This window comes from Xanthomonas albilineans, assembly GCF_009931595.1.
Taxonomy (GTDB): domain Bacteria; phylum Pseudomonadota; class Gammaproteobacteria; order Xanthomonadales; family Xanthomonadaceae; genus Xanthomonas_A; species Xanthomonas_A albilineans.
Map to the genome: position 1 here is coordinate 657,013 of NZ_CP046570.1, position 13,008 is coordinate 670,020.

A 13,008-nucleotide genomic window follows, 5' to 3' on the forward strand; every position below is an offset into this window, starting at 1 on the left:
CGCTGCATCAACCGCGCTGAGGATGCGCTGCGCAGTGCCAGTGGCGATCCCTCTGTGCGCAGCGCGAAGGTGTTGGCGACGGTTCGCGCGGGTTTGCTGATGCCGGCCCAAGCCCCTTGGCGGTCGATGTGGCAGTTCTATGGTCCGTCTAGGCCCTGTCAACGTTATTTCATCCGCGGCCGCTAGGCTGACCGACGCTTGAGCGTTCGCTCGTTGTCGGTATGCGTTGCCGTGGTCGAATATAGCCGTCGTCGTTTCCTTGCCCGTGCGTCCCTGGCCCTGGGGGCAGGAGCGGCCATGCCGCTGTTGCCGGGAGCCATCCGCAGTGCGCTGGCGGTGCCGCCGGCGCGGGTCACCGGCACGTTGCAGGACGTGCAGCATGTGGTGATCCTGATGCAGGAGAACCGCTCCTTCGACCATTACTTCGGCTGTCTGCGCGGGGTGCGTGGTTATGGTGATCCACGGCCGCTGCGCTTGCCCAATGGCCGGCCGGTCTGGTACCAGCCCGAGCCGGGTGCTGGAGAGCGCCATGTGCTGCCGTTTCGGCTCGACAGCCAGACGACCAGCGCGCAGTGGATGAAGGACCTCAACCACGATTGGAAGGGCGCGCACGACACCTGGAAACATCACGATGCCTGGATCGCGCAGAAGAGCGCGATGAGCATGGGCCATTTCCAGCGCGAGGACTTGCCGTTCTACTACGCGCTGGCCGACGCCTTCACTATTTGCGATGGCTACCACGCCTCTTTGTTTGGTCCGACCAATCCCAACCGCATGTACATGTTCACCGGCACCAGCGGCCTGAGCGTCGGCAACGATGGCGAACAGGCGGTGAACAATCGTGATGACGGCAACTGGACCGCGGATATGGCGCGGGATAATCCGCGCTTTCCCGGCTACACCTGGACCACTTACGCCGAACGCTTGCAGCAGGCCGGCATCCGTTGGCAGGTGTATCAGGAGTTCGACAACTACGGCGACAACAGTCACGCGTATTTCGCCCGCTTCCGCAACCTGGATCTAGCTTCGCCGTTGTACCGTCGCGGCCGTGCCTGGGTGCCGGGTTCCAGCGCCGACAACGCCAAGGCGTCGCGTGGCGAACATCTGCTCGCCGCGTTCGCGCGCGACGTGCGCGCTGGTACCTTGCCCCAGGTTTCCTGGGTCGTCGCGCCTTACTTGCTCAGCGAACATCCCGAGGCCACGCCGGCTTACGGGCAATCGTTGAGCGCGCGCCTGTTGGACATCCTGGCCGGATCGCCCGAGGTCTGGTCCAAGACGGTATTTCTGATTAATTACGACGAAAACGATGGTTTCTTCGACCACGTGCCCCCGGCATTGCCGGCGATCCTTCCGGAGCTGGGGGCCAGCAACGTGGACCTGCACGGCGAGGACTATCACGGGGTCCCGGTCGGACTGGGGCCGCGCGTGCCGATGTTGGTGGTGTCGCCGTGGAGCCGCGGTGGCTGGGTGAATTCGCAAGTGTTCGACCACACCTCGGTGATCCGCTTCCTGGAGCGTCGTTTCGGTGTCATGGAACCCAACATCAATCCCTGGCGTCGCGCTGTGGCTGGCGATCTGACCTCGACGTTGGACTTCGCCGGTCACGATGCGGCGCCGGTGGTGTTGCCGCACACGGGCGACTTCATCGCCCGCATCGATGCCACCGCGACGCTGCCGCCGCCGCAGCGTCCGTTGCAGCAGGCGCTGCCGGTGCAAGAACCCGGCCAGCGCCCGGCGCGTGCGCTGCCCTACGATGTCGATGTGCGTCTGCAGGTGCAAGCGCAGGCGCGGGTGTTGCGCATGCGCAACCGTGGCGCCGCCGGGGTGGCGCTCAATGTCTATGCCGATGACGGCGTCGCCGGCCCCTGGTTCTACACGCTGGCCGCCGGTAGCGAGCTGCAGGACGCGCGCGCGTGGCGCGGCGATGTCGCCGATGCCGGGTATGCGCTGCGCGTGCATGGGCCGAATGGCTTTCTGCGCGAGTTCCATGGCGACGGCCTGGCCGACGCCGGTTTGCATGCCGAGATTGAATACGACGTTGCGGCGCAATGCCTGCTGCTGGAGTTGGGCAATGCGGGCGCGCAGTCCGCTACGCTGCGGGTTCGCGATGGCTATCGGGACGGTGCGGAGCGGACGCACGTGCTGGCCCCGGGCGCGCGCCGCGTGCTGCGTTTCCCGCTGCAGGCGCAGCACCATTGGTACGATCTGCTGGTCACCAGCGAGGCCATGCCGCCGTGGCGGCGACGCTTGGCCGGACATATCGAAACCGGACATCCGAGCATGAGCGATCCGGCGATCGGGCGCGCGGCCGTCGTCTGACGCGCCGCTGGTGTGCGTGCGGCGCGGGCAGGGATGTCAGGGCCGACCGTTTGCAATGCGTCAGTGCGTCTGCGTAAAAGCCGGGCCGATGGACGTGGGTGTCCGTGGTGGGCGTGGTGATCGTGTCGGCGCGTGCCGTGATCGGCTCATCGATCGGAATCGTGGAGCGGCAGGCTGCGGCCGTGCGTGTCCCTTCCTCATGCAAACAAAACGCCGCCGCTGCTTGCGCAACGGCGGCGGTATTGCCTTCCCGGGCGGTGTGCGTGTCGCTTAGAACTTACCGTTGAAGGTGACGAAGAACTGCCGCGGTGCGCCGGCCATCAAGGTCTGGTTGTAGCCATTGGGGTCGGAGACCACGTAGCCGTTGGTGCCGGTGGTGGCGAAGTAACGCTTGTCGAATAGGTTGGTGACGTTGGCGCTCAGCCCCAGGTTCTGGAACATGCCAACTTGACCGAAGTCGTAACCGGCACTCAGGTCGAAGCGCCAGTAGCTGGGTACCGACGAATCGTTGAGGTAGCTGATGTAGCGGCGGCTGGTGTATTTGCCGTCCAGCGACGCATGCCAGCCGGCGTTTTCGTAGGCCAGGCTGCTGGAGAACATCCATTCGGGGATGCCGACCACGTGCTTGCCGGAGGTCGCCACCACGCCACCGTTGAGGTAGTCGTCCTGGTAAGTGGCGTTGTCGTAGGACAGCGAGTTCAGCCAGCGCAGTTGCTCGATCGGGCGCCAGATCACCGCCAAGTCGGCGCCCTGGCTGCGTACCGAACCGACGTTGTTGAGCGTGGCCGAGCAGGTCTGGATCGCGCTGCACGGCGAGGTCACCAGCAGGCGGTTGTCGAACATGGTGTGGTACAGCGCCAGCGATGCTTCGACGCCGCCACCGCGCACGCGGTAGCCCATTTCATAGGTTTGCGCGGTTTCCGGTTTCAGCGATCCCTTGATGGCATTGAATGCGTTTTGCGATTCCTGAAACGGGGTGAAGCCGAAGCCGGCCATGTTCTTGTTGTAGGAGGCGTAGACCTCTTGGTGATCGTCGATCTTGAAGTTCGCACCCACCTGCGGCAGCAGATCCGAGTCCGCCTTGATCTCGCCGGCGGCGTTGGCCCTGGACGGCACGAGTGAATGCGCGGTGGTGTCGACGATCAGTTTCTTGGCGCCGAAGTTCAAGGTCAGGCGTTCGTCGAGCAGGCGCAGCGTATCCTGCGCATAGATCATGCGGGTGTCGGTGTCGTAGTGCTGGTCGAAGCCGCGCGCAAACAGCGTGCCGTGCTGGTTGAAGTAGTACAGGTCGGTGAATGGACCATTGAGCAGGAAGTAATTGCGCTCCTGCACGGTCTTGGCGTTCTGGTACCAGCCGCCGATCTCGATCTCGTTGCCGCTCACGGTGAAGTTGAGCGAGCCAGTGACGCCGTGCCGGTCGAGGCGGTAGTCGGTGGTGCGCATCGACAGCGGGATGGTCGCCGAGGACGCCGCGTATGGCGTGGTCCATTGGCCTTCGCCATTATCGCCGTGCGAGTAGCCGGTGAGGTTCAGCGTGGCGCTGCCACCCAAATTGAAGCTGCCGCTGAGCGCGGCCAGATTGTCGCGGCGCAGGCCGGCACCGGAGTAATAGGATGCATCGGCCTTGTCGTAGTCGGCAGGCAGGCCATTGAGCGAGGCCGGGTAGCTGCCATTGCCGTTGAGCGCGTTGGCGATCTGCACGGCGCTGTTCCAGTCCGGCATCAGGTAGTCCCAGTTCCAGCCCAGCACCTTCTGCGAGGTCAGCGACAAATCCATGATGTCGTATTCCTTGCGGTGCGAGCTGTCCAGGAACAGGCTGACCCGATTGCCCTCGCCCCACTGGTACAGCGCCTTGGCGTTGGCCTGGTTGTATTCGTTGTTGCCGTAGCCTTTCCACTTGTCTGCCTCGCCGTGGACCACCGAGGTGTACAACGAGAAGCCATGGAGATCGCCGGTATCGCCACGCAGGTAGGTGCGGCGGGTGCTGTCCGAGCCGATGGTCTGGCTGAAACGTAGGCCGGCTTCGGCGTCGGGGTCGGCGGAGAAGTAACGCACGGTGCCGCCGAGGTTGCTGCTCGACGCGGTGCCCAGCGCGCCAGCGCCCTGCGCCAGTTCCACCGATGCCACGTTTTCGGAGATGATCGCGCGGGTCACTTGCAGGCCGTCGGTGACGCCGTAGCTCATGTTGCCCAGTGGTACACCGTCCAGGGTGAAGCCCAGACGGCTCTGGTCGAAACCGTGCAGACTGATCGCGGTCGACCATTCGTAGGCGCCCCAGGCGTCGGCCGACTGGAACTGCACGCCGGGTAGCTTGTCCAGCACCTTCAGCGCGCTGGTGCCGGGTGCGGCGATGCCGATGTCCTGGCCGGTGATGCGCTGCACCTGGCGGGTGGTGCCGGTGGAGGCGACCGTGATCGCATCGAGCATCGTCGCATCGCCGCCGCCGGCCGCGTTGGTGGCCGCATCTGCGGTAGCGTTAGCCGTTGTTGGCGCGTTGTCGGCCAGCGCTGCGAAAGCCGGTAGTGCGGACGCGACGGCGAGCACCAGCGCATGCGGGCGCAAGGATCGGGAAGTGGGGAGCATCAAGAGTCACCAATCATGTAGGAGAGACGTGCCGGGCCTGCTGCGCGACGCGCGGGCAGCCCGTGCCATGCCGACGTGCGGCAGGCCCCTCACCATGAACGGGATTTGTGAAAATTTCGGGGCGGTTCTGTGTCGGCGATAGGACAGCGAGTCGAGGTCAGCCGATGAGAGAGGCAGACCTCGCGCGTCTTGCCTGCGCCAGCGTTGCGGCGGTTACAGCGTTGTCGGCGCGACGTATGATGCCCGGCCTGCCACCGTCACCGCGCCTCGATGAAGCTCGCCATTCTGTCCCGGAACAGTAAGTTGTACTCGACGCGGCGCCTAATCGAGGCCGGCCGCGAGCGCGGGCACACGGTGCGGGTGCTGGACCCGTTGCGTTGCTACATGCGCATCGCTTCTGGCAACTTCACCATGCACTACAAAAGCAAGCCGATCACCGGTTACGACGCGGTGATCCCGCGCCTAGGCAATTCCGTGACCCGCTACGGCACCGCGGTGTTGCGGCAACTGGAAATGATGGGCGTGCATACTCCCAATCCGTCCGATGCGATCCTGCGCGCACGCGACAAGCTGCGTGCGCACCAACTGCTGGCGGCCAAGGGCATCGATATGCCGATGACCGTGTTCGGCGACAATCCCGACGACACTGGCGATCTGTTGTCCATGTTGGGGCCCCCGCCGCATGTGGTGAAGTTGAACGAAGGCGCCCAGGGCACCGGGGTGATCCTGGCTGAGAAGGCCAGCGCCTCGCGGGGGATGGTCGAGGCGTTGCGCGGGTTGTCCGCCAATTTCCTAGTGCAGGAATTCATCGCCGAAGCCGAGGGGGCCGATCTGCGCTGTTTCGTCGTGGGCGATCAGGTTGTCGCCGCGATGCGCCGGACCGCGCCGGAAGGCGACTTCCGTTCCAACCTGCATCTGGGGGGGACGGCCGAGCGTTACAGCCCCAGCAGCAGCGAACAGGAGGTGGCGATACGCTCGGCCAAGGCGCTGGGGCTGGGGGTGGCCGGGGTCGATCTGATCAGCTCGCGGCGGGGGCCGCTGGTTCTGGAGGTCAATTCCACGCCGGGTCTGGAGGGCATCGAGTCGGTGTGCGGGCGGGAGATTGCCGACAAGATCATCGCGCATCTCGAAGCTGGCTGCGGGTGAATTAAATCAATGAGTTATCTTGTTTTATCGCCATCATTTCTGACTTAACGCCGGTTTAATTCCGGGCTGCGTATGCTTCTTCTCACCGCAGCTCTGCCCTCCTCAGCAGGAACGGTAATCGGGATAGATACTTTTGGCCCAGGTGGCATTGTCCCCTGGGCCTTTTTCTTGGGCGCGATCGGCGTCGCGGTATTGCGTGCGGCCATAGCCGCGGCGCAACGACCGTGACAGTGCTCCGGATCCGGAGCTGCCGGGTGGAGGCATTGCGAGGTGGCAGTGATGGCCGGCCGGGCAGGGGAGGCCAGTACCCGTCGCGCGATGCTGGAGATGAAAGGTGAGGCGCCCATGAACGTGAACGAAGCGTTCGCGCAGGAACTCCGTACAATTCGGCTGAGTGGTTGAGCGCGACCAATTCCGACATCCGTGCGGGCGTAGCGGGATGGGTCTGGCACCAGGGCAATCGTGCCGTGGCGGAAGGCGGCCTCCTGGCAGCTTATCCGTACCCGCACATTGCGCGAGGACCCGTTCGACGAGCCGCGGACGGTGCGGGGTCGGTGGCGCGCAGCCATGTGGTGTGTGTAGCGATGGCGTCGTTGCGCGCCACCACGCAATGCACAGGTCGCGGCGGAACACCGTCGTGAGAACGAGGATGCGCCGGACGTGATGTGGCGCAATCCAAATGGCAAGTACGACTGACGGGGTAAATGTTGGTGCGAATTTTAGTGATCGAAGACAACAGCGACATCGCCGCCAATCTGGGCGATTACCTCGAAGACCGTGGCCATACCGTCGATTTCGCCGCCGACGGCGTCACCGGCCTGCATCTGGCGGTGGTACACGAGTTCGATGCGATCGTGCTCGACCTCAACCTGCCCGGCATGGATGGAATCGAAGTCTGCCGCAAGCTGCGCAACGAAGCGCGCAAGCAGACCCCGGTGCTGATGCTCACCGCGCGCGATTCGCTGGACAACAAGCTCGCCGGCTTCGATTCCGGTGCCGACGACTACCTCATCAAGCCGTTCGCGCTGCAGGAAGTGGAAGTGCGGCTCAATGCGCTGTCGCGTCGTGGCAAAGGGGTGCATACCCGGGTCCTGGTGACGGGCGATCTGGAGTACAACCTGGACACGCTGGAAGTGCGACGTCAGAGCAAGCTGCTGCAGCTCAATCCCACCGCGTTGAAAATCCTGCAGGCATTGATGGAAGCTTCTCCCGCCGTGGTCACCCGGCAGGAGCTGGAAACCCGGGTGTGGGGCGAGGAACTGCCGGATTCGGATTCCTTGCGCGTGCACATCCACGGCCTGCGTGCGGTGGTGGACAAGCCGTTCGGGGTGCCGATGATCCAGACCCGTCACGGCATCGGCTACCGCATCGCTGCGCCCGATGCCTGACGGCTGACTGTCGTCCTTCCGGAAGCCCATGTTGTTGGTTCACGCCGTCTACGCGGTTCTTGAGAGTTGCTTTCTTTCTTTCAGATCAGGTAGGCTGAATCAATCGATGCAAAGATTATTTTGTATCGATAGGTGTTGGCTAACAATCATGTATAGACAACTGAGAGGGGCAAAAAGATGAGGAAGCTGTTTCCCATCGTGGTGTTGATTGGACTGGCGCTGTGTGCTGGTTCTGCATTTGCCGCCGGATCGGCATGCACCATTTGTACTTCGACGACTTACAATTTAGGGTGGCTTGGTCAATGGTCTTTCGACACTGATTGCCAAGAAGTTTCTTCTTGTTCCGATCCATTTTGATTGTCATGATTTGCGATAGCGGCCCAAGTGGGCCGCTATTGTTTTGCGGAGTGTGACTTTCTGGTTCGTGTGGTTATTTGCAGTGTCGGTATTCGTATGCCGGTTTTGCCATAGAGGTCCGAATTCGTGGTGCGAATAATGAAGGCCCGTAGCCGGCGGCGTCTGCGCACCCGCATCATCCTGTCGTTCTTGTTGTTCGGGACTGGGCTGACGATTCTGTTTGCGCTTGCGACAATCTGGGCGAATCGATACATCGAAACCAAGATGATCGAGGACGTGATGAATCGCAACATCGAAGTGATGGCGCGGTCATATGCGGCGAATCCGGATGCCAAGCCCGCACTCCAGGTCGAGCAGATGTATGCGCGTGCAGTCAATCCGAAAGATCCGGAAGCGATGGCGCGGCTTGCGCGAGATTTTCCGGGGTGGGTAAAGATGCCGGAAGGTATCGAGAGCTACAGCGGAACAGATGAATTCAATAAGCCGCTGGCGTACCAGGTTGCAGTGCGAAAGACGCAAGATGCCTGGTTTTTCCTTGCCTACGATACGACGAGAGCCAGTGTTGCTCAGAATCGGTTAAGGGCTTGGTTATGCGTTTCGGTTCTGTTGTTTGGTTTTTTTTCACTGCTGATCGGTTGGTGGTCGGCGTCCAAGGTCATGCGCCCGGTGTCGGACCTTGCCGCGCGCCTGCGCGCCTACCGCGGCGGCACCAGCGAGCCCAAGCCGTTGGCGCCGCACTTCCCCGACGACGAAGTCGGCCAGCTGGCCGAGGCGCTGGACGATTACTCCACGCGGTTGACCGAAGTGGTGCAGCGCGACCGTGAGTTCAACGCCGACGTCAGCCATGAACTGCGCACGCCGCTGGCGGTGATCCGTGGCGCCACGGAGCTGCTGTTGACCCGTCCCAATCTCGACGACAAGGTGTTGCAGCGTCTGCAGCGCATCCAGCGTGCCGAACAGCAGTGCAGCGACCTGATCGGTTCGTTGTTGCTGTTGTCGCGCAACGAACGCGGGCAAGGGCATAGCAACGTGGCCAAGGTCGCCGAGCAACTGATCGAGTCGCATCGGGCGCAATTGGGCGGCAAACCACTCCAGTTACTGTTGGAGGGCGAGCGCGACCTGACCATCGACGCGCCCGATTCGGCGCTCTCGGTCGCGCTGGGCAATCTGATCGGCAACGCGGTCAAGTACACCCAGGAAGGCCAGGTGCTGGTGCGGGTGTTGAGCGATGCGGTGCAGGTGATCGATTCCGGTCCCGGCCTCAGCGAGGAAGACGCCGCCAAGTTATTTCAGCGCGGTTATCGCGGCACCCACGCGGGCCATTCGCAGGGTGGCGGCATAGGCCTGTCGATCGTCAGCCGTCTGTGCGATCTGTATGGTTGGCAGGTCAACGTGCGCCCAGGCGCCGCCAAGGGCGTGGTCGCCACGCTGTGGTTCAAGCCGGCGTAGTGGCGGATTCGATGGGTGCCGTTTCAGCGATGGCGGCATGGCCTATCGCTGCGACCGTGGCGACGGTGGCTTCTACCTCGCGGCTTTGATCGCCGCCAATGCCCGATAGCGCCGATCCAGTGCGTCCACGGCGTCCTGCAACTGCGCCGCCGTGCCGTCGTTGACCACCACGTCGTCGGCAATCGCCAGCCGCGCCGCGCGGGTGGCCTGCGCGGCCATCATCCGTTGGGCGAGATCGGCGCTGATGCCATCGCGCTGCGTCAGCCGCGCGTGCTGTAACGCTTCGGGTGCGTCCACCACCAGGATCCGGTCCAGCCAGGGATAGGCCGTGCGCGCGCCTATTTCTGTCAGCAAGGGAATGGCGGCGATGGCATACGCGCCAGCGGCCTCGCGACACGTTTGCTGCAGCAGCAGGCGAATGGCCGGATGGGTGATCGCTTCGAGGTCGCGCCGCGCGGCCGCATCGGCGAAGATGTGCTGGCGCAAGGCGGCGCGGTCGAGTTGGCCATCCTCGCGCAGAAGCTGCGCGCCGAACCGCTCCACGATCTGCGCCAGTGCCGGGTGACCGGGCGCGACCACGGCGCGTGCGGCCATGTCGGCATCGGCGACGACAATGCCTTTGGCTTCGAAGTGACGGCCGAGTTCGCTCTTGCCCGAGGCGACACCACCGGTCAGGCCGACGATGAACTCAGTCAAGCCGCCGCCCCGTCAACGCAGCCCGGACCAGTGCAGGTAGGTGTCCACGATCTGCCTGCCCCAGAAAAAGGTGATCCACCCGGCGATGGCCAGATAGGGGCCGAACGGGATCGGCGTCGCCCGGTCGCGGCCCTTGGCCGCGAGCCAGGCCGAGCCCAGGATCGCGCCCACCAGCGAGGAGATCAGGATGACCGGCAGGATCCCCTTCAGCCCGCACCAGGCGCCGATGGCGGCCAGCAGTTTGAAGTCGCCATGGCCCATGCCTTCCTTGCCGGTGATCTGCTTGAACAGCCACCACACCGACCACAGCGACACATAGCCGACCGCCGCGCCGAGCAGGGCCGGTTTGGCCGGCATGTACAGATTGTCCATACTGCCGATCAGGCCCAGCCACATCAGCGGCAAGGTCAGTTGATCCGGAAGCAGGCGGGTGCGCAGATCGATCCCCGACAACGCGACCAGGAAGCAACTGAGCACGATCGCACCGAAGCCCTGCCAGCCGAAGCCGAAGCGCCACACACTGGCGATCACCAGCAGGCTGGTCAACAGCTCCACCAGCGGATACTGGATCGAAATCGGGGTATGGCAGTAGCGGCACCTGCCGCGCAGGGCTAGCCAACTGAACAGCGGAATGTTCTCGTACCAGGCCAGCCGGTGCTTGCAATGCGGGCAGTGCGACGGTTCCACCACGATGCCGGGGGGCGCTGGATCGTAGAGGTCCGGCAACTCCAGAATCTCGCGCGAATCGCGCTTCCATTGCCATTCCATGCGCTTGGGCAGGCGTAGGATCACCACATTGAGGAAGCTTCCCACCAGCAGGCCCAGCCCCGCCGCGGCCGGGTAGCCCAGGCCGGGGTGTTGATCGAGAAATGCCATTGCGCCTTATCCCACCACCGAGGCCAGCTTGAAGATCGGTAGATACATGCCGATGACCATGCCGCCGACGATGGTGCCGATGAACACCATGATCAGCGGTTCCATCAGGCTGCTCAAGGCATCGACCGCGTTGTTGACTTCCTGTTCGAAATACTCGGCCACCTTGAACAGCATCGCGTCCAGCGCGCCGGCCTCCTCGCCGATGGCGGTCATCTGGATCACCATGTGCGGAAACAGATTGGTCTGCTTCATCGCCACGTTCACCGGGTAGCCGACCGCCACGTCGTCGCGCATGCGCAAGACGGATTTTTCGTAGACGCTGTTGCCGGTGGCGCCAGCGACGATGTCCAGCGCTTCCACCAACGGCACGCCGGCGCGGAAGGTCACCGCCAGGGTGCGCGAGAAGCGCGCCACCGAACTGTTGTGCATGATCTGGCCGATGACCGGCACCTTCAGGATCAGCCGGTCCATGCCATGCTGCATGGCTGGCGAGCGCTTGTAGGCGAAGGTGAAGCCCACGATGCTGCCGATCACCACGATCAGCATCATCCACCAATACGCGACCATGAAGCGCGAGGCCGTCACGATCATCTGGGTGAAGGCCGGCAGTTGCGCGCCGAAGCCCTTGAACACGTCCTCGAACTGCGGCACCACCCAGACCAGCAGGATGCAGCTGACGATCACTGCGACGGCCATCACCATGGCCGGATAGAACAAGGCCTTCTTGATCTTGCCTTTAAGCGCTTCGATGTTTTCCTTGTAGGTGGCCACCGTTTCCAGCACGGTTTCGAGAACGCCAGCGCCTTCGCCGGCCTTGACCAGATTGCGGTACAACTCGTCGAACTGCACCGGATGCCGGCTGATCGCTTCGTAGAGCGAGGAGCCGCCCTCGATATCGGTGCGGATCTGCTCGACCATCTTTTTCATGCGCGGGTTCTTGTGCCCGCTGGCGATGATCTCCAGCGACCCCACGATGGGCACGCCCGACTTCATCATCGTCGCCATTTGCCGGCTGAAGAAGGCGATGTCCTTGGGGGTGACCTTGCTGCCCGCCGCGCCGAACAAGGGCTTGGGCTTGGGCTTGACCACGGTGGGGGTGATGCCCTGGCGGCGCAGTTCCGCGCGCAGCAGGTTGGCGTTTTTGGCCGTCTGCTCGCCCTTCATCTTGACGCCGCGTTTGTCGGTGCCCTCCCAGACGAACTGAATTTGTTGGCTGGTAGCGCGCGCGACCGGTTCTTTTTTGACTGCGCTCTTGACTGCGCTGCGAGTTGCGGACATCAGGTCGTCTCCCCCGTCCGGCCATCCCCGGGCGGACATGCACCGCATGGTATCGGTTTCCGTGGCGCCTGGCATCCGTGCGCTGCTGGAAGTCGCATCAGTTGTCGATGATTGCCGAGTGACGCAGTGCGTCAGTTTTTGACCCTGGTGGGCGACCGGCCCATCCCGTCGCAGATCCCGAATCTTGGCTACTTCCCGTGCGCCGTAATAGGGCATCATATGTCCGGGGAGTCATGCGGGGAGGTGCGAAAAGTTGGCACGCCGTCTGCTTGGAACCCTGTACGTGGCGCTTCGCCGCGGCGCTCGGGGAGAACGCTCCGCGGGCGAGTGCCTACACCTTACACGCCATACTCTAGGGGTTTTTTATGAAGAAGCAGCAGGGCTTTACCCTGATCGAACTGATGATCGTGGTCGCGATCATTGCTATACTGGCCGCGATTGCCATACCGCAGTACCAGAATTATTTGGCTCGTGCGCAGTTCTCGGAAGCGCTGACACTCACCGATGGGCTCAAGACCCAGGTGGCCGAGTACTATGCCAATCAGGGAGCCTGCCCGGCCAATGGTGCGAATGGGTTCGAAGCCAATACCGGTTATGCCGGCAATTACACCGCAAAAATCGACTTGGGCGGCACAGCTCCGGCTTGCACCATCACTGCGACATTTAACGCCGCGGGTGTCAATGCCAATCTACAAAACAAGACAGTGAAGTTGACCGCGAATAACGTTGGTGGTGCTTTGAACTGGGTCTGCACGACGACGGCCTTGCAGAAGTATGTGCCAAATACCTGCACGGGTGCCTGATCGAAAGAGCGACCATCGGAATCGTCCGCCCCTCATTCCAGTCACGACAAGCCCGCCATCAGGCGGGTTTGTTTTTTGTGGTGATGACGTGGCATCAGTCCTCTGCTCGATAC

The 13,008-nt window shown here is 63.1% G+C and carries 9 protein-coding genes; 5 read left to right on the forward strand and 4 right to left on the reverse strand.

Annotated elements, in window-relative coordinates; all coding sequences use genetic code 11:
* The first annotated feature begins 231 nt into the window (after positions 1-231).
* Positions 232-2,319: a phosphocholine-specific phospholipase C gene (locus tag XaFJ1_RS02990; protein WP_012915186.1), complete on the forward strand. Its 2,088-nt coding sequence runs from the start codon at positions 232-234 to the stop codon at positions 2,317-2,319.
* Positions 2,320-2,589: 270 nt separating this feature from the next.
* Here the strand turns inward: XaFJ1_RS02990 and XaFJ1_RS02995 are convergent, their stop codons facing one another.
* The gene (locus tag XaFJ1_RS02995) at positions 2,590-4,902 is read right to left on the reverse strand and encodes a TonB-dependent receptor (RefSeq protein WP_012915187.1); all 2,313 of its coding nucleotides are present in this window, start codon (positions 4,900-4,902) and stop codon (positions 2,590-2,592) included.
* A 270-nt stretch (positions 4,903-5,172) separates the two neighbouring features.
* Between XaFJ1_RS02995 and rimK the strand changes: the two genes are divergently transcribed.
* From rimK to XaFJ1_RS03010, 3 genes are all read left to right on the forward strand, one after another.
* Positions 5,173-6,048, forward strand: coding sequence for a 30S ribosomal protein S6--L-glutamate ligase (gene rimK / locus XaFJ1_RS03000; RefSeq protein WP_012915188.1), 876 nt, complete (start codon positions 5,173-5,175; stop codon positions 6,046-6,048).
* A gap of 710 nt (positions 6,049-6,758) precedes the next feature.
* A complete protein-coding gene (locus XaFJ1_RS03005) occupies positions 6,759-7,436 on the forward strand; it encodes a response regulator transcription factor (protein ID WP_045728928.1) in 678 nt (225 codons plus the stop codon).
* A 495-nt stretch (positions 7,437-7,931) separates the two neighbouring features.
* The gene (locus tag XaFJ1_RS03010; RefSeq protein WP_012915190.1) at positions 7,932-9,242 is read left to right on the forward strand and encodes a sensor histidine kinase; all 1,311 of its coding nucleotides are present in this window, start codon (positions 7,932-7,934) and stop codon (positions 9,240-9,242) included.
* A 72-nt stretch (positions 9,243-9,314) separates the two neighbouring features.
* Here XaFJ1_RS03010 and coaE read toward each other — a convergent pair whose 3' ends face one another.
* Genes coaE through XaFJ1_RS03025 form a run of 3 tightly spaced genes read right to left on the reverse strand, consistent with a single transcriptional unit; the run spans position 9,315 to position 12,092 of the window.
* Positions 9,315-9,938 carry a dephospho-CoA kinase gene (coaE, locus tag XaFJ1_RS03015; RefSeq protein ID WP_012915191.1) on the reverse strand — a complete coding sequence of 208 codons (624 nt, stop codon included), beginning with the start codon at positions 9,936-9,938 and terminating at the stop codon, positions 9,315-9,317.
* A gap of 12 nt (positions 9,939-9,950) precedes the next feature.
* The gene (locus tag XaFJ1_RS03020; protein WP_012915192.1) at positions 9,951-10,814 is read right to left on the reverse strand and encodes a prepilin peptidase; all 864 of its coding nucleotides are present in this window, start codon (positions 10,812-10,814) and stop codon (positions 9,951-9,953) included.
* 6 nt (positions 10,815-10,820) lie between these two features.
* The gene (locus tag XaFJ1_RS03025; protein WP_012915193.1) at positions 10,821-12,092 is read right to left on the reverse strand and encodes a type II secretion system F family protein; all 1,272 of its coding nucleotides are present in this window, start codon (positions 12,090-12,092) and stop codon (positions 10,821-10,823) included.
* Positions 12,093-12,457: 365 nt separating this feature from the next.
* On the opposite strand from XaFJ1_RS03025, the gene XaFJ1_RS03030 reads away from it, so the two are divergent.
* A complete protein-coding gene (locus XaFJ1_RS03030; protein ID WP_012915194.1) occupies positions 12,458-12,895 on the forward strand; it encodes a pilin in 438 nt (145 codons plus the stop codon).
* Positions 12,896-13,008: the final 113 nt, after the last annotated feature.